The following is a 23,666-nucleotide window of genomic DNA, read 5'->3' as shown; positions in this document are numbered from 1 at the left end:
GTCTTGGAATTACCCTTTGAGCCCAGAGGTCGCGATTCCTTCCACGAAGTACTTTTGACACACGATAAATACGATAAAACATGGCACCAGCGATAACACCGACATGGCAAACATCGGACCCCAATCGGATTGAGAACTGGAATCAAGGAACAAACGCAGACCCAGCGGCACGGTGTATTTGCTCACGTCACTCAAGTAGATCAACTGACTGAAGAAGTCATCCCATGTCCACAAGAACGTAAAGATCATCGTGGTAACCAGCGCTGGAAAAGCAAGTGGAATGATGATTTTGGTGTATATTTTCACAGGACCGCATCCATCAATAGTTGCCGCTTCATCCAGCTCTTTGGGCAATCCCCGGAAGAACTGTACCATGAGGAAAATGAAGAAGGCGTCGGTCGCCAGCCATTTTGGCACGACAAGTGGCAGATACGTATTCACCCACTCCAGGTGGTTGAAGAGAATATACTGCGGGATCAGCGTCACATGATGGGGCAGCATGATTGTCATGAGCATCAGGCCAAAGCAGATGGCTTTGAAACGAAAATTCAGTCGGGCGAAGGCATATGCCGCCATTGAGCAGGAGATGACATTGCCCAGCACGGCACCAAGCGACAGGATGACAGAGTTGGTCAGGAAGCGGGAGAACGGATTGCCCTGAATACCCGACCAGCCATTCATATAATTTTGCCAATTCCATTCCTGTGGCCAAAACCAGGTCTCCGTAAAGATCATATGTCCCGGTTTAAATGAACTGCCCAGCATCCAGAGGATCGGGTAGAGCATGACAAAGGCGATGCCTGAGATTAACACATGTTTGCTGACGACCCATGCTGTAGAGTTCCGTTGTCCAATCATGATTTCCCACCATCCTCATAGTGCACCCACAGCTTGCTGCTGCGGAATACGAGCAATGTAAATACGCCAATCAGGATAACCAGCACCCAGGCCATCGCGGAAGCATAACCCATCTGAAAGAATGAGAATCCTTTTTTGTACAGATACAGAGAGTACATTAAGGTTGAGTTCACTGGTCCTCCGCTACCATTACTGATAACAAAAGCCTGTGTGAATGATTGAAAAGACGTAATCAGTTGCATGACGAGATTGAAGAAGATAACGGGTGACAGAATCGGCAACGTTATATAGAAGAATCTCCGCAGAGGACCTGCACCATCTACCGCTGAGGCTTCATCATATTCAGGTGGAATCTGCTTCAAACCTGCCAGGAAAATAATCATGGATGATCCAAACTGCCATACGGATAACAGGACGATGGAGTACAGGGCATACTTCGGATTAGCCACCCAATCGGGCGCCTTAATGCCCACCATGGCAAGCACACTATTGAGTAGCCCGTCCCCACCCAGCATTTTACGCCACAACATTGCAATCGCCACGCTACCTCCAAGCAATGTTGGGATGTAATACACTGTCCGATAAATACCTAATCCTCGAATCCCTTTATTGAGCAACATCGCTACAAGCAGCGCAAAGATCAACTTGACCGGTACGGATACAGCGACATACGTGAAGGTGACTTTGAGCGACTGGGTGAACAGTTTATCCGATGTAAACATCGTTGTGTAGTTATCCAGACCGACCCAGGAAGGGGCGGCCAGGATACTGTAATCGGTGAACGAAATGTACAAGGATACCAACATTGGACCCAAGGTGAGAAATAACAATCCGACAAGCCATGGGGCGAGAAACAGAAGCGCGGCTCCATTATGCGCATATCTCCGTTTGACCCGCCGGGTAGCTACACGCTCGATTCGGGCTTGACTGACCTGTGATGTCGTCATCTTCGCAACCTCCCCGCAGAATTAGAAGTCTGAGACAGTTTCAATCGTTATTGACTCGATCCAAGCGTAGCCTTGGCTCCTTCAATAAACTGGGCAATGACATCTGGCGTATTGCCTTGACCGAAAGCGATCTGCTCGCTTGCGCTCTTGAAACTTGTGTCCACTTCAGCAAATCCTTGCGGGTACGGTGGATCAATCTCACTGGAGTGCTTCGATACGGTATCGATAAATTGGAAAATGACTTGCTCCGCTTCCGGCAGCGTTGGCTGCATCTGCTCACGAATGCTGGAGTTAACCGGCACACCACGTTCAGAACCAAGAATAGCGGTTGCTTCCGGATCATTGACCATGAAATCAATGAACATGGCAACTTCCTTTGGATGTTTGGTTTTGCCATAACCGGAGAGGAACTGGCCTGGTTTCAGGTACTCGCCAATTTGCTTCTCGTTAACACCATGCGGAAGCACTTGTATGCCAAGCTTATGATCCTGGTTTTTGTTCACCTGCTGGAATGTCAGCAATTGATTGGACCATGCAAAATCCATGGCAGCTGTACCTAGCGAGATCGGGCGTGTCTCCAGCGCATTGGTTGTGGATGCCGTTATCTCCGCTGTGGTCACTCCACCATTCTCGCGTAGTGCGCCCCACATATCGAACCATTGCTGAAGCTCCTCGCTGGTAGCGGTCATTGTGCCACCGTCGAACAATCCTTTCCCGGATTGCCGGATAAACACTTCAAACATGTTTGTTGTACCGGAAATGTCTGCAGATCCATAGAACCCCTCACCTTTGGCTGCGGCAATCTTGGTTGCAATATCTCCAAAGTCCTTCCATGTCCAGCTCTCTTGTGGTTCTTCAATACCTAATTCCTGAAATACGGTGGCGTCATATATGACACCTGGTGCGTTTACTCCGAGGGTAATCGCATATAATTTATCGTCAATTGATCCGGCTGTAATCATGCTCTGATCATGGTCCTCTGTCCGCAGCTCTTTGCTCTCTGCAAACGGGGTCAGGTCAAGCAAGGCCCCACGCCGGGCAAAGTCAGTCAGAAATGCGTAATCCATCTGGATGATATCTGGTGCATTCGAACCGGCTACCTGTGTAGTCAATTTGTCAAAATAACCATCCCAACCGGAGTATTCAGGTTTAATGGTGATTCCCGGATGTTTCTCTTCAAACAATTGGATCACTTTGGTCGTCAAATCATGTCTAGTCTGTGATCCCCACCAATTCATGCGCAGTTCAATCTTGCCTGATGAATCTCCTTCACTTCCACTTGCTTCTCCAGAAGAAGATGGTGTATCGGTGGCCCCTCCAGAACAGGCTGTAGCGAACAATAACAGGGACAGGCAGAACAGGGTTACCCACTTTTTTGTAATCATCATAAATGAATTTCCTCCCCTTCTTGCATCTATGGAATCGCTTACAAAATCTATTGTATCGGTCCATTGCTGCACATGACATAAACAAAAGTAAGCTTTCCTGTCAAAAAAGTAAGGAGTTGAAGGAATCAAAAACCACCGGGAATACCATTCCCGGCGGTGATGTTCCCGTCTCAGATATGATTACGGGTATACAACCGTATTACGTGGAGCAGAAGACAACTTGTTGTATAGGAACAATGTATGAAAATCAGACCTCATATCTCTTTTACATCAATCAGACTCATTGCGTGGCGATGAGCTGTCACCACCCACCCCCGTTGTATTCCGTATAGATATGGTCTGTCAGGAATGTGAGACGGCAGGTGAAGATACCCTGTGCTCAGCCAGATGTTTCTTCATTTTGGCTACCTCAGTTCCTGCCAGCATCATAATGCCTATTCCGTGATTGTCATTGGTGACGGTACGCAAGTCCTGATCATAATATTCTGCCGTAAACGCATATCGTGATCCGCTACACACGCCATGCACATTCCCTTGACGGTCAATGGCTTTGCAGATGAGTCCCTTCCAAGCCCGCTCGGCAGCTGTGACGTAAACTTCAGGGTCTTTGAACCAGCCAAAGCGTACACCTCTCGCAAAACCATAGGCAAACATCGCCGTGCAGGAGGCTTCTTCATACGTCTGCGGAACATTCAACACCTGATGCCACAACCCGCTTTCCCCTTGAAGCGCTGCGTACCCTTCACACAGCTCGTTGAAGAAATTAATTAGAGCCGGGCGCTCGGGATGCTCTGCTGGCAAAGCTTCCAGTACCTCCGTCAAGGAAAACAGTGTCCAGCCATTCCCCCGTCCCCATGGAATCTGCGTTGCCTGCCCGTATTTGAAATCATACACATGGGACATGATCTTGAACTCAGGCATAAACAGATACTTCCTATACAATGAAAATTGTCTGGCGGCTTCATCCAATGCGGCTGAGTTGCCTGTCACCCGTGCATAACGAACGAGAAACGGCGTGCTCATATAGAGGTCATCTGCCCACATGGTATTCTCGGCATACTCCCCTACACATGTGCGATAAAATGCCCCATCCTCCTGCCGTTCCAGACGGGAAAGCATGAAATCTGCAATCCGTTCAGCAATCGGAAGAAACGTTGGTTCATGACACTCTGAATACGCTTCCAGCATGGCTGAACCAAAAGAACCGCAGTTATCCAACATTTTCAGCATGACCAATTGTTGATTGACTGCAGGGAAACCGTACTGCTCCCGATCCCATAATGAGTACTCATACATCTGGGTACATGCCTGCACATGCTCAGCCGCATAACGTGTAATGTCCGGTCTCTGCAAATAACGCCCAGTCCGTAATAGACCATATACAGTGACACCTAATGGATAATCCCAGCGACCATAATTGGTCACACTGCCCACTGTCCATTTGTTGCTTAACATGGCATTTTCATAATAAGGTCTGATCCAAGCATCCGGGCGATCTAAGCGCCAATACGTCTGTTCTAACCCCGTTTGGTACACTCGGTCTGTTCGGGTCAGATCCTGCAAATCCGGTTCAACCTCCGATTCAAAAGGTCCGACATATAACCAAGACTCTCCGGAAGCACCGTGTACACGCTGAGGAAGCTCCAGTGAAAGTGGCTTACCCGAAACGGTTGCGTTCAAATTAAAATGCCAAGGTCCCTCGGTAGCGTTGCATTCACTTCGGACAAGCAGGTCGCTCCGTCCAAAAGAGGCTGGTACATCCACCTCGAACGGTCCTGCCTCTTTCACTTGCGCCACAGGCTTGCCGCTAATCCAAATACTTAGAGAACCGGAGGATTGACCTGACAATCGTACCTGACTTCCGGTTGAATCGTTATTGTTCAGATGGGTCCAAGCATAAGCATGTTTTCCAGGAAGATTTCCGTATATTCGTTCGAAAGCTGGCTTGGTTTTATCTTCATCAGACCAGCCTGTCTCAGGCAGCCAGTTCAAGCTGTAGTCTGATTCTTTTCCAAGCAGGTCTAGTTGCTTACTCGCGACTGGGTTCGGTTGGGAGAATACCCACCCCGCTTGCCCCTGTCTCTCCTGAAATGGAGCAAATACATTCAAAATTCGCACTTTACCTTCATCTGATCCGAACTGGCAGCCAAATCCGGCAGGAGTATTTTTCATTTCCAGCCAAATGGTGTTCCAACCGGGCTTGATGTCAATGCTGAGCTTCACCGTTGCATCAGGACTAATCTCATCCATTACGGTAGACCGATAGACCAACTGCTCATTGAAATAGAAACGAACAGGGCCATAACAACGGACCAGCACATCCAGGTTTCGGTCCTCGTCACCCCAAACCAGTGCAGCTGCGTAGGATATATGGTCTTTAGGTGCATCAGGAAAGCGTTTACCTAAATTCAGATCATAAAGCCCTTTTTCATTTTGCAAAATACCAGACTTCTGGAATACCCGATATACAAAATCAGCCTGCGCATTGGCTCCAATATACCTCTCGGCCAGTACCTTCAACACCTGATCCTGATCTTCTCCAAATCGGTAATACATGCTCTGCGGTTCACTGAAATAGGTCGTCATCGATGGCACACATCCTTCTCCCGTTGAAATAAAGTCTTATATCATTGCATTCATACCATCCACACTGGAGCACCAAACTAATATGCAGTAATAAAGTATAGCGCTTAACCTAGGTGGGTAATCCCCTTACCGGGAAGTAGGTATGTCCCTTGGTTATCTTCTGAATAGCCGAATAATAATCCCAGTATAACTGACATGTTCGGTGGTGGCTACAGATTTTTGATTACGCTTACAATTATATTGGATTTAGCCGCCTTTTCTCTCTAGGTTAACTTAAATTTAAACAATGGTTTAAAAACGAGAAAACGTTACCGATATAAATACTAGATTGAAAAATTCCACTTTTTGTATCGGGAAGGAAAGATGCACATTGAATACTCTTGAATCTCTGGTAAATGCTATGCCTTTTGTTAGCCAAATGTTCCGTGACGACATATCCATATCCATTAATGATCATGAGAAAGTATTGTATTTTTCCGAAGCAAAAAGTCTGGAGATTGGCGTGAAGGTTGGAGATGAGCTGCATGACGATTATAAAAATTTCAAAATGCTCACCAACAAGGATACGCGTACCGTGGCACGTATGCCTGGTGATCTGCAAGGCAGACCCTTCGACTCCATCCTTATTCCCATTAAGGAAAACGATCAGGTCGTGGGTATATTGGGTGTGAACTACGCACTGGACAGTCACATGACACTGGAAACGCTGATCCGTGAAAATGAAACGACCATTAATGCGCTCGTCGGCGGCATTCAGCAGATTGCGGCACATTCCGAAGAACTCTCCGCGACATCGGAAGAGATTCTACGCAACTCCAAAAAAGCTTCAGAGAACTCCGTCAGTGTGTCTAAAGTAACAAACGTCATTCGTGAAGTATCGGAACAAACCAATCTGCTTGGACTCAACGCCATGATCGAGGCAGCTCGTGTGGGCGATCAGGGAGCCGGCTTCGGTGTAGTTGCCAGTGAAGTACGCAAGCTGTCGGATCACACGAAACAAGCAGCAGCTGATATCGAAACATCCCTCGGTAGTGTACAAGATTCCATGAAACATATGGAGCAGGAGATCGGTCAGATTACAACTGCAACAGTGGATCAGGCCAAACTTGTTACCGAGTTCATGGAAAGTATCGAACAGCTTAGTGAGACAAGCGCGAATCTGAAAAAGTTTGTACATCAGATGCTGGCGCTCGAATAATAATACAGTTCCACAACAGAAAGAACAAACGATATGAAATGTACATAGAAAATGATTTAGAATGTGAAAAGCCTCCGGCGACTTCCCTTTGCAGGAAGTCAGCGGAGGCTTTGTTTCGTATTTGCGGTGATATCACCTTTATGGTTTATGGTCAAATGGCTGTTATATCTCTACAGCTACGCCAAAATGGTCAGACACGACCGGTCCGTTTTTACCGTTCAAGACCACGGTAGAAGATTTAGCCTGAATCGGACGATTGGAGAAAATATAGTCGATCCGCAGATCGCGTTTGTTATCTGCCCAGCCGGCAATGGCCTTCACCACGGTTGCTCCTTCATCCTTTTGCAATGCTGTGGTGTACAGGTCATTCCATCCTTTGCTCATCATATAATCGTAACCTTCATCACGCACTTCCGCGACATTATTAAAATCACCCATTATATATAACGGCTGATCCATGTAGGGGGCAAGCTTGCTCTCCGTCAACTCCCACTGTCCCTTAAAAGGTTCCTGCGCATCATCCCACCAGTTATAATGTCCGTTCACAAACCAGGTTGCTTCACCTTGGACGACCGTCTGGATTCCCACAATCTTGCGTGTACGGTAATTGTTATAATCCCTCATGTGGGACACGTATTCCCCAAAAGCCTGTGTAATCGGCGTCCGGCTAAGGATCGCCAGTCCTTCATCGTATTTTTGGAACCCGACATGCGCGGGAATCCACGTCCAGTGATATTGCTCTGTCAGCTGCTGAAGCAGAACGTAGGCATAGTTGTCTTTTTTAATCACAGCATCGGATTCAGTAGCATAATACATCTTCAGTTCTTCTTCAGAAAGCGCCGCTTCCTGCATGGATTGGTTGACCTCCTGCATGGAGATCACATCAAATTGATGTGTATTAATAAAATCAGCCAGTTGACTGATCTTGTTCAGTTGATCCTCTTCCGCCCAAGCGTGTGTGTTTAACGTAAGTATTTTCATATGCTCTCTCCTGTTGTGTGTAATATGGCCGTTTCCCCGGCCTGCATCGTTCCTGATAGGAATACATACCATAAGCATACACAATATGGTGCATTCTTGCATGTCGGCCTCCAGCAGAACCGACGTGTTCATCCTGATTCCAGTTGGTCTAAAATAACTTCAAATTCTTCATAACCCATGCACGGATTGGCTCATAACTGATATGATGGATACAACAAATTTACAACATCACGTCATAGACGTGGTGATTACTGAACTTATGTTTACCCCAGGAGATGGAATGATGAACATACCCAATAACATGAGGATGGATGATGCGCAGTGGCAACAATTAATTCGGGAAGTTGCAGAGCATTTTAACAACCTGACGATCATGCGCGGATTCCAATATTATAAACAAAAACGTGTCGGACCATTAACCTATTCAGAACAACAAGGGATTTCGGCCGTTGTACAAGGATCGGAAGAGTACGAAGTAACATTGAGCATGCAATCCCTTACTACAAGTCATTGTACCTGCCCGGTGAGTTCCGTATGCAAACATATGACGGCTGTCTTGATGAGTTATGCCGAGCAACTGGAGCGACCTGTGCATGCGATTGTGAATGCGCACTCCAGTACTGCGCTCAAACAAACGACCAAACCTGTCGGGGCCATGTCCGCAGGACTATCCAGCTATACAGATGCCGATGAACAACAGGATATGGACTTTCCCGACAACCAATACAGCCAGATCAAGGAGCGTGCAACAGAGCTTGCCGATCTCGAAATCTCGGAATGGCATGAGTTATTCCACTCCTGTCTGAGACGGCTGGGTACCGGCACAGCAAGCACATCCTACGTACAGGAAGCAACGGACGAGCTGTATGCCATTAAGCCAAGGCTGAACGCTGCGATGGACCAGCTTTTTGAACTACATGTGCAGCTGCACCTCATCCGATTCTGCGTGCCTCCGGCCCGTAACTCCATCACGCATACCCCCGTGTACTTGAGCTACCCTGCCCAGCTCGCGGTGGATGCACTTCAGAAAGACATTGAACGGATCTTTAACCATCCACTAGACCTGTCGGGTCTAAAGGGAAACAAGCTTGAACAACTTTGGAACAGACTGTCTGAAACCTCGGCTTATTTACGCAAACAGATGATGCCTGAGACAGCCAGCATGATGTTCTTCACTCCGATCTATCGACAACTGTGGTTGAACTGGATTGTGCCTGAACTTCAGGGGTCGCGGGACATGTTAGCGTCGGAACAGGTTATCTTAAATGATATAGAGCACAATATAACCCTATCTTCGCCACCTTCCCAGTCAGGTGGAAGTGTCTTGAGTATTGCTCAGAGTAATGGAAGTAGTAGTGAAAGATCAAGCAAAGCAGTGACACTGCCTTTACCACTCGTACTCGCGCAGAGCTGGATGCACTTCCATCTGGGGCAGGATGATCAGGCATGGCAGCGACTCATCCATGGAAGTTCGGCCTACGGTTTCCCGCCAGAACAACTGTTGCATTTTCTCCATGTACTCGCAGATTCGGCTGAATGGAAAAGGCTTGGGGATTGGTTGGTACAACTTGGCCCCCTTCTGGCGAATCGGCGTAATACACCTCTGAATGATTACATGCATCTGTGGGATACGGCCATTCAACATCTGCCCGATGCAGAGAACCGCATGTGGGACACGCTTGTCAGTATGCTTCCCCACTCCCGTCCCGCCTACGAGGATGCCATGCATTCGCGTGGACAGTGGCGCAGATGGATTGATTTTCAGCTGAGTACGGGAACAGAACCTCTCGAATTCCGCGTAGCGATGCTGCAACCGATCGAAAAAGATGCACCTGAGCTGCTGCTTCCCTTCTATCATCAGGCAGTGGAGCGTTATATCGGACACAAAAACAGGGACGGATACAAAGCAGCGGTGAAACTGCTGAAACGTCTGTCCAAAATCTATAAAAAGTTGAAGCAAGAAGCGCACTGGGAGCAATTCATCACTACACTCGCCGTTCGTAACAGTCGGCTGCGCGCCCTGCAGGAAGAGCTTCGGAAAGGTAAACTGATCTCATGAGCTTAATTCATCCTTACACTGAAACGATTGAGGTTCACGTCGCTTTAACCGGATATGGCGATGCATTGTTTTACGGAGCACTCAACACACACCACTTTGTATCAGGACAGTCACTTAAGCAGCGATTGTTCGCTTGGCATGCGCCTTCCTTCTACGGTACCGAACTGGAAGTTCGGCAGATTGAGGAGATTGAGCTGGTTGTTCTGCCTGCGGAAGAAGTGATCCCCTTCTTTGCCGAGATGCATACCCTGCTTCATATTGAATGGAAGTGGGACGAGCAAGCGGAACATCTGATTCGACTGGCACCAGCACTCGCAGCCTCCATTGAGAAACGCAAATACGTGCCCAGCTTTGAAGCCTACCGTGCAGGACAGCTTCAGTGGACGTGGGACCCGGACAGCTTGAAAAAGCAGGATCGGGCATCGCTTACCAAAGCGATTCAACAGACAGACGAGAGTTATGCCGAAGGACTTGGGGCAGCCTACTCCGCCTTTGTGTTCCAGCGCTGGTACAGTTCGGAGGAAGCGGCAACCGATCTGCGGCGTGAATTCCCGCAGTTGTTCCCAGAGCGCGGCACTCTACCCAAGACAGCAGGGATGGACGCTCAGTCCTGGCTCGTATCCATTGGCTGGAAAGCAGATGCCGCCCCATTCAGACCCATGCTGCAATTGCAGGAGCCAGACGAGGATGAGCCATCTTGGCGGCTGCGACTGGTATTGCAGAACAAGCTGGATGCCGCCGTATTGGTGCCCGTTATGCTGGATTCACGGGGCAGACTTGAAGGCGAATGGCCAGAGGTATGGACACCGTTCATTCTGGATCGCTCCGCCGGATGGTTGGATCAGCTTCGCGCACATCTACCGCGTCTTGGAAGCTCCATTAGCGGTAGACGCGATGTGCTGAGTGATCCTTTGGGAGATCAGGAAGCCTGGCAGTTCCTGACGCAGGATAGCGGGCGGTTGCTCGCAGCGGGCTGGCAAGTTCTGCTGCCTGGTTGGTGGGAAGCAGCCCGTAAGAAGAAACCAAAGCTGCGTGCTAAGGTGCAGCCGGAGGAAGGCAGTGAGCGGGGACAGTCGTTCTTCGGACTGGACTCGATTATTCATTTTGACTGGCGAATTGCGATTGGTGACACGGATCTTAGCGAAGATGAATTTGCCGACCTTGTTGCCCGTAATGAACGACTGGTTCGCTTCCGCGGAGAATGGGTTCCTCTCGACCCCGACCTGCTGGAACAGATACGTCGTGCCATGGGCGGTGTAGACCGGGAACAGGGACTCTCATTTCAGGATATTCTGCACCTGCATCTGCTGCATAATGAGCAACGGGAATACCGCAACCAGAAATGGAAGGAAGGACAACAAGCCGAAGAGGAAGAGCAACCACAGGCTAATGAGAACATTCGGCTGGAAGTTGAACTTAACGAACACCTGAACCGGGTCATTGCACAACTGGGGGGCGGACAAGGCGGTGCGCCTTCCCTGCCCATTCCTACAGGGCTTCATGCCGAGCTGCGATCGTATCAGAAGGAAGGTTTTGCATGGCTTGGTTTCCTGCGCAGATTCGGACTTGGGGCATGTCTTGCCGATGATATGGGTCTCGGGAAAACCATTCAGTTCATCACGTATCTGTTACACATCAAGGATCATGAACCACGTAAGCCGGGACAAGCCCCGGTACTTCTGATCTGCCCAACTTCCGTACTGGGCAACTGGCAAAAGGAAATTAGCCGCTTCGCACCCTCCATTAATGTCAGTCTGCATTATGGCGCACGCCGATTAAGTGGAGAAGAATTCCGGGAGCAGACCGAGCAGGTGGATATTATTATCACGTCCTTTGCTACGGCTACACTGGATCAGGAGATGTTACAAACCTATACCTGGGCATGCATCTGTCTCGATGAAGCGCAGAATATCAAAAACGCCCAGACCAAACAGTCGCTGGCTGTCCGCAGTTTCCCGGCGAAACACCGCATTGCCATGACAGGTACGCCGATCGAGAATCGGTTGTCCGAGCTGTGGTCGATCTATGACTTTATCAATCCAGGATATCTGGGCAACGCCCGGGCATTCCAGACTCGCTTCATCAGTGCCATTGAAAAAGATAAAGATGAACAGCGCATGCAGGATCTGCAACAGCTCGTGAAGCCGTTCATGCTGCGCCGAAAGAAAAAAGATCCCAATATCCAGCTTGATCTGCCGGACAAAAACGAGATGAAAACTTACATTCACCTTACGGGCGAACAAAGTGCATTGTATGACCAATCCGTGCAGGCCCTGATGGATAAAATGAAAGAGTTGGAAGGCATCAAGCGCAAAGGTGCAATTCTATCGGCGTTAACCCAGCTTAAACAGTTGTGTGATCACCCTCTGCTGTTAACGAAAGAAGCTTTGCCGGAGGAACTGCCGGAAGACGGTGCACTGACATCTGCTTATGACGTGTACAGCCCGCAGGATATGGCGATGCTGATCAGCCGCTCCGCAAAGCTGGAACGACTGATGGAGCTTGTCCGAGAATTGCGGGACGAGGGCGAGCGATGCCTGATTTTCACCCAATATATCGGTATGGGACAGATGCTGCAACAGGTACTGCGTCAGGAGTTGCAAGAGCCTGTGCTTTACCTGCACGGGGGCACATCCAAGACAGCAAGGGATCGTATGATTGAGGAATTCCAATCCCGTACATTGCCTGAGGATAAGCAACCATCGGTCTTTATTCTGTCCATTAAGGCTGGCGGTGTCGGGTTGAATCTGACCGCAGCCAATCATGTCTTCCATTTTGACCGCTGGTGGAACCCGGCTGTTGAGAATCAAGCCACCGACCGGGCTTATCGGATGGGTCAGACCAAGGATGTTCAGGTGCATAAGTTCATCTCTCTTGGCACATTGGAGGAGCGGATCGACGAGATGTTGGAGAGCAAACAGCAGCTCAGCGATAACATCATCACAAGCTCCGAGAACTGGATTACCGAATTGTCGACGGATGAGCTGAAAGACCTGTTCACTCGGCGTCGTGACTGGTCGGGCTAACTTGATAGAAGATTTACAGTACAGGCCAAAAATCAGATTTCAGAGAAATCAAATAAATAAGAAACACAAAAAGAGCGAAGTTTCGGAAAGTAAATCCCGGCTTCGCTCTTTTTGTATTGTTGCAGTTAATCATCCGTTCTTAGCGCATGTTACCGATGATGGATGATCTTGAATCCTGCATTTTTTTGATAAAGTTCGTCATAACATCAAACGCTTCATTGCGCTTGTTGGACATGGATTGCAGACGAAGCATGTCCATCTGTTGGGAGTTGCTCGCTGCATCAATTTGGCCTTTAAGCTTTTGAACAGCTGCTTCATCCCCATTTTGCTGGGCTATCTGCAATTGAGCGTTCAAATCCGCGATCTGTTGATTACGGTTCTGCACCTCCTGGATTTGCGTTTGCAATTGTGCATCCAGTAATTTGGTACGTTCTTGTTGGACCATCATCAAAGCTGTTTCGATATCCATATTGCTAAAGTTGATAGGTGTTACGCCAGAGATGTTGGAGACGGAAACTGTGCTCGCTGAAGCTGAAGAGACGATAGATACTGCAGCGACAGCAGCAACTACGGATGAAGCGAAAAATTTACCTGAACGTTTCATGACTGTTCCTCCGAGTCCATATGTAATATGTACCAGTTTTTTGTTGGTATCTTCCGTCATTCTAAATCAAAAGTACTAGTTGTTCAATCAAATTAACTTCAAATTTGAATTAATTTCGAGATCCCTTACACACGCCTACCTCCGCTTACAATATGAGTAAAATAAACAGGGCATTATAAGTAAAAGTGCATTCTTACGGGCATATTTACTACGACTAGATTGTTCTTTACTCCTACGCTTGAAAGTCACATTGGAGATCGATGATACGTTCATGATTTTACTTTGAAAAATGGTTATGTTATATTTAATAATATATTTTACACAATTTAATTTTGTATTATTTAATATAAATTGATGTTATATATTTTACGGGAGGTTTTTTATATGAAAAAGATACTGGTTGTTCTAACAAATGTAGATCAATACGCAACGAAGGACGAGCCTACTGGCTTGTGGCTGAGCGAAGCGACTCACTTTATTGAAGAGTTTGACCATAATGACAATGTTCAAATCGATCTGGTTAGCCCTAAAGGTGGGAACGTACCTCTTGATCCGAAAAGTCTGGGCGACTCGCTCGATGAGAGCACCAAAGCCTATTTCGAGAATGAAACGTTCATGAACCAATTGAAAAATACGTTGAAACCTAGCGAAGTGAATGCACGTGACTACGATGCAATCTACTTCACAGGCGGTCACGGTACAATGTGGGATTTCCCGGACAATGCCGAACTTCAAGAGCTTTCTCGTGAAATCTATGAAAAAGGCGGCGTTGTATCCGGCGTGTGCCACGGGGTTACAGCCCTGTTGAATGTGAAGCTGTCCAATGGCCTGCTTTTGATCAACGACAAAACCGTTTCCGGCTTCACGAATGAAGAAGAAGCATTGGCTCAACAAACCGAGTATGTTCCATTCCTGTTGGAAGATGCTTTGAGAGAACGCGCTGCACAATACGATAAAGCGGCTGCCTTCAGCTCTTATGTCACAACAGATGGCCGCGTGGTCACAGGACAGAATCCGCAATCCAGCAAAGCTGTAGCCGAAAGTGTTAAACAATTGCTGGGTCTGTAAAATAAACCGATCTATCCCCCTCCTCCCCCAGGAGATCATATAGATGTATAAAGCAAAACAGCACGTGATCCGTCATGACCTGACAGAACACGTGCTGTTTTTTCTAGTGATTTGTTGATGCAGAAGCTTCCGTCGTTGTTCCTCCAGCCAAGCGCTTCACGATATAAGGCACGGTCACCGACGTCAGGATCACAGCAAAGGCAATCTGAGCGATAGCTGTGTCCACATATGGCGCATACGCCGGATTGAACCCGGCAGCCATCGAAGGCACCACCATGGACAATCCAGCAACCGAACATGTCGCAGCCGCTGCGTAACCGGGCCGTCTTAGTATCGCACGATCGATCCCAATGAGCGGTAGCATGCAGATCAGCAAAAATAATACCGTGACCAGCAAACCGGATAGACTGGATTGAAATGCAATACGCAGATCAATATTGGACCCGAAGCTGGTACCCAGGAAAGGCAGCAGAATCAGTGTTCCCGGAGCGAACATCTTCTGGATGTTGCTATCCAGGTTACCAAGCAGTATCCCGATCAAGAAAGGTACTAGCGTAGCAAGTACACTGAGATAATCAATACCAACACCACTCGCCGAATTTAATATCATAACCGGAATAACCGGTACGGCGATCAGATTCAGAATGCCAAACGCAGCACGATCCACATCATCTCCGTACGTGTTCATCAAGGCCAGATATAATCCCGGATTACAACTGGTCAGAACGGCGATGAAAGCTACCGCAGAAACTCCTCCGACCCCACTTATGCCAAAAAAGTGTACAAACGCCCAGCCGAACAGGCAGCTGATGAAGATACGGGAGATACAGAGCACCCCTGCTCTCTTCAAGGTCACCAGAAGCTGTGACAAGTTGAGTTGTGTTCCTGATATCAGTAAAATCATGCCGATCAGCACCATGGTACCTTTCGATGTGAACAGTGCTGTCGTTGGATCTCCGATCTGAAAAAACGATGGAAACACCGTGTTGATGACCGCAGCGGCCAGCATAGGAACAATCAGCAAGCCGCCGGGTATTTTTTTGATACGACCCAGAATGTTCATGGTGCGTTACAGTTCTGCTCCGTTGGTACGGATCACATTCTGATACCAGAAGAAGGAATCCTTACGATATCTTTTCAGCGTACCATTGCCATAGTCGTCCTGATCGACGTAGATAAATCCGTACCGTTTGCTCATCTCGGAAGTCCCTGAACTGATCATGTCGATTGGCCCCCACATCGTGTATCCCAACACCTCGACCCCATCAGCAATGGCGAGTCCCATCTGTTCGATATGTTTGCTCAGGAAATCAATCCGGTATGGATCGTTGATCGTTCCGTCCTCATTCAGCTTGTCGTAGAAGCCTGAGCTGTTCTCCAGAATGAAGACTGGTTTTTGATACCGATCATAAACGAGATTCAGCGTATATCGCAGGCCGATTGGATCAATCTGCCACCCCCACTCGTTTGCAGGCAAATGCGGGTTTTTGTAGACACTGTGTACGTTCCCGGCTGTTAATTCAAGTTGTTCGGTATCACTACTGGAGATCATGGAGTTGTAATACGACATCCCCACAAAATCAGCCGTATGTGCACGAATGCTATCCAAATCGCCGTCCTCGATGTTCAACTGGATCTCCTTGTTTTTGAAATACGTTTTACTATAGTAAGGGTACTCGCCTTTATTAAGCACATCGAGATAGAATTGATTTTTCATCTGATCATCCTGTTGCATCTGAAGGGCATCCTCCGGCTTGCATGTGTATGGATACGTTGTAAAATATGCCACCATACTTCCGATCTGGTTATTCGGATCAATCTCATGGGCCATCTTAGTTGCTCTGGACGCAGCTACAAATTGATGATGCAGCCCCTGGAACAGCATTTCCTCATAATTCGGAGCATCATAATCAATGATTCCCAGCGTTTTGGCCGATGCTTTCACGCTCATGTTGATCTCGTTGAACGTCACCCAATATTTCACTTTGCCCTTGTAGCGATTGAACAACACATCACAATAGTTCACATACAGATCGATCAATTTGCGGTTATACCATCCTCCGAACTTGTCCATCAGTACAATTGGCGTATCAAAGTGACTGATGGTGATCAGGGGCTCCATACCATGTTTTAGACATTCATCAATAACCTGATCATAGAACTCTAGTGCCTTTTCGTTTGGAGCGGCATCGTCGCCACCTGGAAATACTCTGGCCCATGAAATGGAATAACGGAAGACTTTGAATCCCATCTCGGCAAATAAAGCGATATCCTCACGGAAGTTATGATAAAAATCGATCCCCCGGCGCTTCGGATATTTCACGGTATCCGGGTCATTCCTGGCCTCTTCAATCATCTCCCAATTCACTCTGATCTGCTTGGTCACTTTGCGATCGTTCTTCTCGTTAAATTTCATCACTTCTGGGATGGTCAGACTCTTGCCGTCCACATTATAAGCTCCCTCGGCCTGACAGGCAGACAGTGCACCGCCCCATAAAAAACCTTTTGGAAAATTGGAATTTGTCATTTTAGTTCCTCCTGTTATTACGTGTTATTAAGTCTTATTAAGACCATCTAGCTTGTAACTTGTAGCTTAATGAAAAGATGAGCAGTTCTTACGGAATCAGCTTAATCAAAGGTCCACTCTCTCGGATCGGGCCGCTGGTCGCTGTAGTCAACACGTCTCCGTACTGTTGCATGTTGGTAACGACAATGGACGTAATGGTGTTGTAGCCCGCTGAAGTAATGCCCTCCGGATCAAAATCCACCAATAAATCCCCGGCCTTGATTGTCTGTCCCTGCTCGATATGGGCGTTAAAATATTTGCCTTTCAAACTGACGGTATCCACTCCGATATGAATCAGAATCTCGACACCATTCGCAGCTTTCAATCCGATGGCATGCTTAGTGCGATAAAGTGCTTCGACTACTCCGTCAAATGGAGCGTATACCTTGCCATCTGTCGGAACGATTGCAATGCCTTTACCCATCAACTCTTGGGCAAATGCCTGATCTTCCACCTCAGAGATCGGTTTGATCTCCCCTGTCATTGGACTAACGATAAGCATGTCAGAAGATGTGGATGTCTGTGATGGCACTGACTCCGGAGTAGTGTCCGTTGCAACTGCCGCCTGATTGCTATTTACTTTATTCGTAGCTTGCTGCTTCGATTTATTTCCATCTGTATCTTCCTTGATGCCAGCCAACAGCGTGAACACAAACCCGAGTACAACTGCGGCAATACAACCAATAACAACATACATGTAACGATCAGATGTATACGTGCCAATTGCCAATACACCTGGAAGTGAAATTGCATTCGCTGTTGTATGCACCAAGCTGTAGAATCCACCGACTAATCCACCTGCCAGGCAACCTGCGAAAAACGGACGTTTGTATTTTAGCGTTACACCATAGATCGCCGGCTCGGTAATCCCGAACAACGCGGTGAATCCACTCGAAGCAGCCGCTGATTTCATCGTTTTACTCTTCGTTAGGACAAACACACCGAAGGCTGCTCCAGCCTGTGCCAAATTTGCTGCCAGTGCTGTTGGTAACAGCACGGTTGCACCCAATGTAGCCACTTGTTGAACCTGAATTGGCATGATGGCATAGTGCATACCAAACATGACCATGATCGGTTTGAAAAATCCAAGAATCGCACCAGCAAGAACACCTGCGGTTGAGAACAATGAGTTGATACCATTGGTCAACCAGTCACCGATATATGATCCTACTGGGCCAAGCACGATTAGTTCCACTGGAATCATAATAAACAAAACAATCATTGGGGTAAGCAGGACCTGCAGAAACTTGGGAATCACTCGATTGACGATCGGATACACATAACTCATAATCCATACCGCCAAAATGATTGGAATGACGGAAGAGGAATATTTCATCAACAGAATCGGCATGCCGAGAAAATCAATACTGTTTACACCCGTCTCAGCAATCTGAGCCGCAGCGTTCAAAATGGTTGGATGCATTAGTCCCGCAGCAAGAGCTACCGCCAAGTAGGGATTGGTTTTGAAACGATTTGCTGCACTAACAGCCAGGAAGAATGGCATGAAGTAGAAAATGCAGTCCCCGATCATGTTAATGATCGTCAGGAAACCGGAGCCTTCCAGGTAACCCATGGCAGTTATAACGGTAGCCAAACACTTGATCATCCCGCAACCAACAAGTGCTGGCAGAACAGGTGTGAATATACCTGCGATGGTTTCAAGCACTACATTGACGGGGTTACGTCTCTTTTTCGGTCCACTGTCTGTAGACTCCGTAAGCTCGCCAATCTTGTCAGAAGTTAAATTCTTCACTTCACTGTATACCGCGTCTACTTTGGCACCGATAACAACCTGAACCTGTCCACCGGAATTTTGTGCCTTGAGCACGCCTTCGAGCTGATCCAACGCCTTGAGGTCTGCTTTGTTATCATCCTTTAATACGAATCTCAAACGGGTTGCACAGTGTGTCAGACCCGATATATTTTGCTCGCCGCCAACGAGATCAAGTACGTTTTTAGCCAAATCTTTGTTGTTCATGACCCTTCTCCTCTACATGAATAAATTGGATATATAAAAAATGACCAAGCCGGGGAATCGTCATTCCCTACGCTTGGTCATGCCTGATCGAATCAGTAACAGTCCAATATGGATTATTCGGTTAGTTCCTTCACTAGTTCATTCCGTTGGTTCATTCGAAATCAATCGTTGGATATGCAGAATCAAGTATAATTTTTCATCATCGGAACAGGTCCAGCCATAATTATTTTTCAGGAAATCAGCAATCTTCTCCACACAAGCGAGTTCTTTCGGAAACTTCTCCTTCACCATCAGGAACAGAGATTCATTCTCGTCTTTGAGCGATTTACCGCTCATCTGCCTCAGAATGAAATATCGGATATGTGTGGCAAATCGCATAAAGTGAATGGAGTCTTCTTGAAAATCAATTTTGAGCGCATATTTAATCACAGACAGGATCTCGCCCGTAACTGTGGTTACCTTGGTGGTATCCGTCATCTCTCCAGAGCCCACCTGTGCATTAACAAAATGCAGAGCAATCAGTGTTGTTTCGGCTGTTGGCAGAGCGATATCCGTTTTTTCCTGAATCAGCTTCAGCGCAGCCTCCCCCACCCGGGTCTCGTCCGGATAGAGTGTCCGCACTTCCCATTCCAGCGGATTTTTGATACGGATGCCTTCTCTGGTTCGGGTTAATGCAAAACTGATATGGTCGGACAGGGTGAGAAGCAGATTCGGGTTAAATGTTTTATTCAAGATCTGACTGCCCAGCTTGATGACTTCCTCAGCAAGATAAATATCCTCAATTGGAATACTGTTCAGCAGGTCATACATACGGATGTTCTTTGGTGCTACGAATATTTTCTCCACCAAGTCCGTCTCCGTCAGCTCATAGGGCGTTTTCAGAAATCCTACACCCTTACCTACGACAAAAACCTCTTCGTTATGTTCATTAATAGCGATGGCCACGTTATTGTTTACTTTCTTGATAACCTTCAATGTTCTCACCCCCCAACAAAAATAAAAAAAGACCGAAAGCGATTACAGTAAAGCAATCGAATTCGGTCATGCCTGGTTTCCCCAGTAACAGTCCGTGTTATGAATATAAGTTTATTATAGTGCTGTTTTTGAAAAAGTCAATCATCCAATCTTAGGGAAAAATCAGCCACTCTTATCATTGAAGGGAACGTAGAGACCCGATACGTCATATATAACAACGCCCTTTTTTAAAACTATAAAAAGAAAATGTGACCATATGCCCTACTCGCCAGTCTAATTCATATAAAAACCAGCCAAGTGCTGGCTTCATCCCTCCAATACGAAAGGAGCTGTTATCCATGGGTTCAACCGATCTCGTTAACCAGGCCATCCAAGGAGATCGTGAAGCCTTTATCCGGCTTATTCGAGACATTGAAAACTCCTTGTACAATACGGCAAAATCCATGCTGCGAAAAGAGGAGGACGTGGCCGATGCCATTCAGGAGACAATCCTGAACGCATACAAATCGTTGCATACACTCCGGGAACCCCGGTATTTCAAAACCTGGCTGTTTCGCATCCTCCTCAATGAATGCAACACGATGCTGTCCCGCCGCTCTCTCTCCACCGCTTATGCGGAAGTACCTTCAGAAAAGCGGGAGCATTCCAGTCCTTACGATGAGGTCGATATGCGTGAAGCGGTGGACCGTCTGGAGGAATCGAAACGAATTGTTGTCGTTTTGCATTATTTTGAAGACCTGTCTCTCCGTCAAGTCGCCGATGCCCTGAATATTTCCGAAAGTGCAGTGAAAATGAGACTTACTCGGGCAAGGCAGGAGTTATATCAGAAATTCAAAAATTTTCGGGAGGTAAACTTACATGTCAAACCCGTTTAATATCGATCAGGAATTAAAGAACCAAGCGAAGGAGCGTCCTCTGATGTCTGAACTCGTTCGTAACCGGATTGATGCCACGCTGGAATCTCTGCCGGCGTCGCCAGACACATTGAAAACCAAACAGACTTTGCGCTCCAGTCGCCAGAACAAGCGATGGCACAAGGCTGCAGCTGCGACGATTGCAGCCGGAGTATTGGGCGTGACCGTATTTGCATCCGGCTTTGTATCACCGGCCATGGCTGCCTCCTTGCGCAATATCCCACTCGTGGGTAGCCTCTTCAGCTCGATAGAAGCCGATATGGGTCTGCGAACGGCGGGCAACGAAGGCTTGACTACCCCTGTTAACAGCAAGGTCGCTTACCAGGATGTGAAGCTGGAAGTGCTTGAAGCGGTATATGATGGTACCCGTGCTGCGTTTCTGGTTCATTTCACTGCGCCTAATCTGAATCAAGGCGAATATGACAATGGCAAGGACATCGTGAAACTGAGTAGCGGAATTGAGAATGTCTTTTTCAAAGTCGACGGGTCTCTTCCGAATAGCGGACTGTTCTATAGTTCGGTAGGAGAAACGCAGCCAGATACACTGCTCTTTGAGCAGGTCATTTCCTCCGATCAGGGAACGGCACATTGGCCGGATCAGTTTGATGCTCAAGTTCAATTGACGTTGCAGGGCATCGATCATGAGTTCGAGCTTACGGTTCCTTTTGCCAAATCAACAGAAAACATTCATCAGGTTCTGCCTAACACAGCCATGACCAACGATCTGTATACTGCTGCTGTTACGGAAGCTTTGGTTACCCCTGTCACTACTCGTCTAACTACTGTTATCAGTTTGAACGATAAGAGTACTCTTACGGCAAAAGAGCAGGAAAAGCTGAGTCACATCGGATTTGCCGTCTATGATGATCAGGGGCGGCAACTGACCTCACTTAGCGGCGAGGGCACATACGAGGGTAACGAACTGAAATCGGAACGCATATATGCCACAACAGCCAAGGATGTGAAATACCTGATAGTGAAACCTTTCGAGATCAAGGATGACTTCGCTGAAGAGGTTAAAGACACACAATTCATCAAGGGAATGGAAATGAAGATTCAGCTTCAATAGCTGATCTCATTTCCTTATGAAGGGGTCATTTCATGTCCATCCAATATTCAATCTCATCTCCTATCGTACTTGGCCCATTATTCGTTCTGGTCCTGCTCGCCCTGATGCTCCACGCCAGGGTGAGTAAAACCAGGTATACGGTCAGACAGTATGTGTCGATGCTCGCATTTGCCATATATATGTTGGGCGTTATGCATTTTGTATTCTTCCCTATCGACGTGAACATCGGAATCTATGCCAATCAGACTCCATGGTATCAAAGCATTCAATGGATTCCGCTCCTGACCGCGGATGCACCTAGCTTTCTCCTAAACATCGTGCTGTTTATGCCACTGGGGTTCATACTTCCTTTCATAAAGCCTTGGATTCATTCGAAGCGAACAGCAGCATTAGCGGGATTGGCTGTAAGTATCCTCATTGAAATAACACAGTTGCTGCTCCGAGTAACCTTGGGCAACGGTCGCAGTACTGATCTGAACGATATAATAGCCAATACAACGGGAAGTGTACTTGGTTTTGTCATCCTAAATCTGTTCACAAAAAGTTCCATCGGACAGCGCCTCATGACGCTGCGGGAGTCACCACGGGGAGTATCATCCAAAGATATACAGTAAAATGAATATTAGCATGCATAACCCCCTTGAAGGCAAAACATGGTCCATACACCAAGATGAAAAAAGTCGTGTGCTATGGTACAATGAAAGAATTGTGTATTCAGAGACAGACATGTGGATAAAGGCCATGAACGAAGGATTTCTGATGGGCTTTTATCCATTCATCATGCTGCCATTTTAGGGAGGCTTATGGAACAACCATGCTCATTATTGGTATCGCCGGAGGAACCGGCTCCGGTAAAACGACGGTAGCTCGCTCCGTCATAGACCGTCTGGGATCAGCTAAAGTTACTTTTATATCCCAAGACAATTATTACAAAGACCAGTCGCAGCTCACACCTGAGCAACGCCGACTCACCAATTACGATCACCCGTTTGCATTCGATAATGATCTGTTGATTGAGCATCTCACCCTGTTGAAAAAAGGCCAAGCGGCGTATGCTCCCGTATATGACTTCACCATAGATAACCGTGCTGCCAATGAGACGGTTGAACTGGCACCGAACCATATTGTCATTGTAGAAGGATTGCATGTGCTGATTGATGAACATCTTCGCAGTCTGATGGACATCAAAGTATTTGTTGATACTGATTCTGATGTTCGGATTCTAAGGAGAGTCCTGCGGGATATTGAAGAGCGCGGACGCACGATCCAATCCGTATACAAACAATATCTCGAAACGGTAAAACCAATGCACGATGCTTTTATCGAGCCATCCAAAAAGTATGCTGATATCATTATTCCAGAAGGCGGACATAATGAAGTAGGTATTCAGATGTTATCCATCCTCACCGAGAAATACCTCACCGGGGAAAATTGGAACGGCGCTTAGTT

18 protein-coding genes are annotated in these 23,666 nt (G+C 47.3%); 8 read left to right on the top strand and 10 right to left on the bottom strand.

All coding sequences use genetic code 11. The features are described from left to right. Window positions 1-9: 9 nt before the first annotated feature. The 4 genes from MHI14_RS28435 to MHI14_RS28420 form a co-directional block, all read right to left on the bottom strand. On the bottom strand, window positions 10-858 hold the full coding sequence (locus tag MHI14_RS28435; RefSeq protein WP_036616400.1) for a carbohydrate ABC transporter permease: 849 nt from the start codon (window positions 856-858) through the stop codon (window positions 10-12). Further along, window positions 855-1,805 (bottom strand): carbohydrate ABC transporter permease, encoded by a 951-nt coding sequence (locus MHI14_RS28430; protein WP_206105824.1) that lies wholly within the window; start codon window positions 1,803-1,805, stop codon window positions 855-857. The genes MHI14_RS28435 and MHI14_RS28430 overlap by 4 nt, the downstream gene beginning before the upstream one ends. Before the next feature lie 47 nt (window positions 1,806-1,852). After that, the gene (locus MHI14_RS28425; protein ID WP_341131844.1) at window positions 1,853-3,193 is read right to left on the bottom strand and encodes an ABC transporter substrate-binding protein; all 1,341 of its coding nucleotides are present in this window, start codon (window positions 3,191-3,193) and stop codon (window positions 1,853-1,855) included. Between the two features lie 342 nt (window positions 3,194-3,535). After that, the gene (locus tag MHI14_RS28420; RefSeq protein ID WP_289392651.1) at window positions 3,536-5,779 is read right to left on the bottom strand and encodes a glycoside hydrolase family 88/105 protein; all 2,244 of its coding nucleotides are present in this window, start codon (window positions 5,777-5,779) and stop codon (window positions 3,536-3,538) included. 370 nt (window positions 5,780-6,149) lie between these two features. Between MHI14_RS28420 and MHI14_RS28415 the strand changes: the two genes are divergently transcribed. Then, a complete protein-coding gene (locus MHI14_RS28415) occupies window positions 6,150-6,977 on the top strand; it encodes a methyl-accepting chemotaxis protein (RefSeq protein WP_133387228.1) in 828 nt (275 codons plus the stop codon). Window positions 6,978-7,139: 162 nt separating this feature from the next. Here MHI14_RS28415 and MHI14_RS28410 read toward each other — a convergent pair whose 3' ends face one another. Next, window positions 7,140-7,958, bottom strand: a complete 819-nt coding sequence (locus MHI14_RS28410; RefSeq protein WP_133387229.1) for an endonuclease/exonuclease/phosphatase family protein — start codon at window positions 7,956-7,958, stop codon at window positions 7,140-7,142. 283 nt (window positions 7,959-8,241) lie between these two features. Here MHI14_RS28410 and MHI14_RS28405 point away from each other — a divergent pair, with 283 nt between their 5' ends. Then, window positions 8,242-10,017 carry an SWIM zinc finger family protein gene (locus MHI14_RS28405; RefSeq protein WP_253504981.1) on the top strand — a complete coding sequence of 592 codons (1,776 nt, stop codon included), beginning with the start codon at window positions 8,242-8,244 and terminating at the stop codon, window positions 10,015-10,017. Between the two features lie 5 nt (window positions 10,018-10,022). Next, window positions 10,023-13,043, top strand: coding sequence for a DEAD/DEAH box helicase (locus tag MHI14_RS28400; RefSeq protein ID WP_341132034.1), 3,021 nt, complete (start codon window positions 10,023-10,025; stop codon window positions 13,041-13,043). A 139-nt stretch (window positions 13,044-13,182) separates the two neighbouring features. On the opposite strand, the gene MHI14_RS28395 is transcribed toward MHI14_RS28400, so the two are convergent. Next, complete coding sequence (locus MHI14_RS28395) at window positions 13,183-13,647, bottom strand: hypothetical protein (RefSeq protein WP_133387230.1); 465 nt, start codon at window positions 13,645-13,647, stop codon at window positions 13,183-13,185. Window positions 13,648-14,031: 384 nt separating this feature from the next. Here MHI14_RS28395 and MHI14_RS28390 point away from each other — a divergent pair, with 384 nt between their 5' ends. Further along, window positions 14,032-14,715: a type 1 glutamine amidotransferase domain-containing protein gene (locus MHI14_RS28390; RefSeq protein ID WP_341131843.1), complete on the top strand. Its 684-nt coding sequence runs from the start codon at window positions 14,032-14,034 to the stop codon at window positions 14,713-14,715. A gap of 103 nt (window positions 14,716-14,818) precedes the next feature. Here MHI14_RS28390 and MHI14_RS28385 read toward each other — a convergent pair whose 3' ends face one another. The 4 genes from MHI14_RS28385 to MHI14_RS28370 form a co-directional block, all read right to left on the bottom strand. Continuing rightward, the gene (locus MHI14_RS28385; protein ID WP_341131842.1) at window positions 14,819-15,778 is read right to left on the bottom strand and encodes a 2-keto-3-deoxygluconate permease; all 960 of its coding nucleotides are present in this window, start codon (window positions 15,776-15,778) and stop codon (window positions 14,819-14,821) included. A gap of 6 nt (window positions 15,779-15,784) precedes the next feature. Next, the gene (locus tag MHI14_RS28380) at window positions 15,785-17,242 is read right to left on the bottom strand and encodes a glycoside hydrolase family 1 protein (protein ID WP_341131841.1); all 1,458 of its coding nucleotides are present in this window, start codon (window positions 17,240-17,242) and stop codon (window positions 15,785-15,787) included. An 88-nt stretch (window positions 17,243-17,330) separates the two neighbouring features. Beyond that, window positions 17,331-19,259, bottom strand: coding sequence for a beta-glucoside-specific PTS transporter subunit IIABC (locus tag MHI14_RS28375; protein ID WP_341131840.1), 1,929 nt, complete (start codon window positions 19,257-19,259; stop codon window positions 17,331-17,333). A 138-nt stretch (window positions 19,260-19,397) separates the two neighbouring features. Further along, window positions 19,398-20,243: a PRD domain-containing protein gene (locus tag MHI14_RS28370; RefSeq protein ID WP_235200849.1), complete on the bottom strand. Its 846-nt coding sequence runs from the start codon at window positions 20,241-20,243 to the stop codon at window positions 19,398-19,400. A gap of 329 nt (window positions 20,244-20,572) precedes the next feature. Here MHI14_RS28370 and MHI14_RS28365 point away from each other — a divergent pair, with 329 nt between their 5' ends. The 4 genes from MHI14_RS28365 (at window position 20,573) to udk (ending at window position 23,664) form a co-directional block, all read left to right on the top strand. After that, the gene (locus MHI14_RS28365; RefSeq protein WP_249913665.1) at window positions 20,573-21,109 is read left to right on the top strand and encodes an RNA polymerase sigma factor; all 537 of its coding nucleotides are present in this window, start codon (window positions 20,573-20,575) and stop codon (window positions 21,107-21,109) included. Then, the gene (locus MHI14_RS28360) at window positions 21,093-22,217 is read left to right on the top strand and encodes a DUF4179 domain-containing protein (protein ID WP_289390873.1); all 1,125 of its coding nucleotides are present in this window, start codon (window positions 21,093-21,095) and stop codon (window positions 22,215-22,217) included. Before MHI14_RS28365 ends, MHI14_RS28360 begins: the two co-directional genes overlap by 17 nt. A gap of 32 nt (window positions 22,218-22,249) precedes the next feature. Next, a complete protein-coding gene (locus MHI14_RS28355) occupies window positions 22,250-22,831 on the top strand; it encodes a VanZ family protein (RefSeq protein WP_133387236.1) in 582 nt (193 codons plus the stop codon). Window positions 22,832-23,031: 200 nt separating this feature from the next. Then, window positions 23,032-23,664, top strand: coding sequence for a uridine kinase (gene udk, locus MHI14_RS28350; protein WP_036616377.1), 633 nt, complete (start codon window positions 23,032-23,034; stop codon window positions 23,662-23,664). Window positions 23,665-23,666 lie beyond the last annotated feature (2 nt).

It is taken from the genome of Paenibacillus sp. FSL K6-2393, from assembly GCF_038002545.1.
In the GTDB taxonomy this organism is placed as follows: Bacteria; Bacillota; Bacilli; order Paenibacillales; family Paenibacillaceae; genus Paenibacillus.
This window is presented reverse-complemented; position numbering and strand designations above follow the sequence as displayed.

Coding starts and splice junctions, on each gene's coding strand:
- MHI14_RS28435 (WP_036616400.1), bottom strand. CDS start 858: ATGATTGGACAACGGAACTCTACAGCATGGGTCGTCAGCAAACATGTG.
- MHI14_RS28430 (WP_206105824.1), bottom strand. CDS start 1,805: ATGACGACATCACAGGTCAGTCAAGCCCGAATCGAGCGTGTAGCTACC.
- MHI14_RS28425 (WP_341131844.1), bottom strand. CDS start 3,193: ATGATGATTACAAAAAAGTGGGTAACCCTGTTCTGCCTGTCCCTGTTA.
- MHI14_RS28420 (WP_289392651.1), bottom strand. CDS start 5,779: ATGACGACCTATTTCAGTGAACCGCAGAGCATGTATTACCGATTTGGA.
- MHI14_RS28410 (WP_133387229.1), bottom strand. CDS start 7,958: ATGAAAATACTTACGTTAAACACACACGCTTGGGCGGAAGAGGATCAA.
- MHI14_RS28405 (WP_253504981.1), top strand. CDS start 8,242: ATGAACATACCCAATAACATGAGGATGGATGATGCGCAGTGGCAACAA.
- MHI14_RS28395 (WP_133387230.1), bottom strand. CDS start 13,647: ATGAAACGTTCAGGTAAATTTTTCGCTTCATCCGTAGTTGCTGCTGTC.
- MHI14_RS28390 (WP_341131843.1), top strand. CDS start 14,032: ATGAAAAAGATACTGGTTGTTCTAACAAATGTAGATCAATACGCAACG.
- MHI14_RS28385 (WP_341131842.1), bottom strand. CDS start 15,778: ATGAACATTCTGGGTCGTATCAAAAAAATACCCGGCGGCTTGCTGATT.
- MHI14_RS28380 (WP_341131841.1), bottom strand. CDS start 17,242: ATGACAAATTCCAATTTTCCAAAAGGTTTTTTATGGGGCGGTGCACTG.
- MHI14_RS28375 (WP_341131840.1), bottom strand. CDS start 19,259: ATGAACAACAAAGATTTGGCTAAAAACGTACTTGATCTCGTTGGCGGC.
- MHI14_RS28365 (WP_249913665.1), top strand. CDS start 20,573: ATGGGTTCAACCGATCTCGTTAACCAGGCCATCCAAGGAGATCGTGAA.
- MHI14_RS28360 (WP_289390873.1), top strand. CDS start 21,093: ATGTCAAACCCGTTTAATATCGATCAGGAATTAAAGAACCAAGCGAAG.
- MHI14_RS28355 (WP_133387236.1), top strand. CDS start 22,250: ATGTCCATCCAATATTCAATCTCATCTCCTATCGTACTTGGCCCATTA.
- udk (WP_036616377.1), top strand. CDS start 23,032: ATGCTCATTATTGGTATCGCCGGAGGAACCGGCTCCGGTAAAACGACG.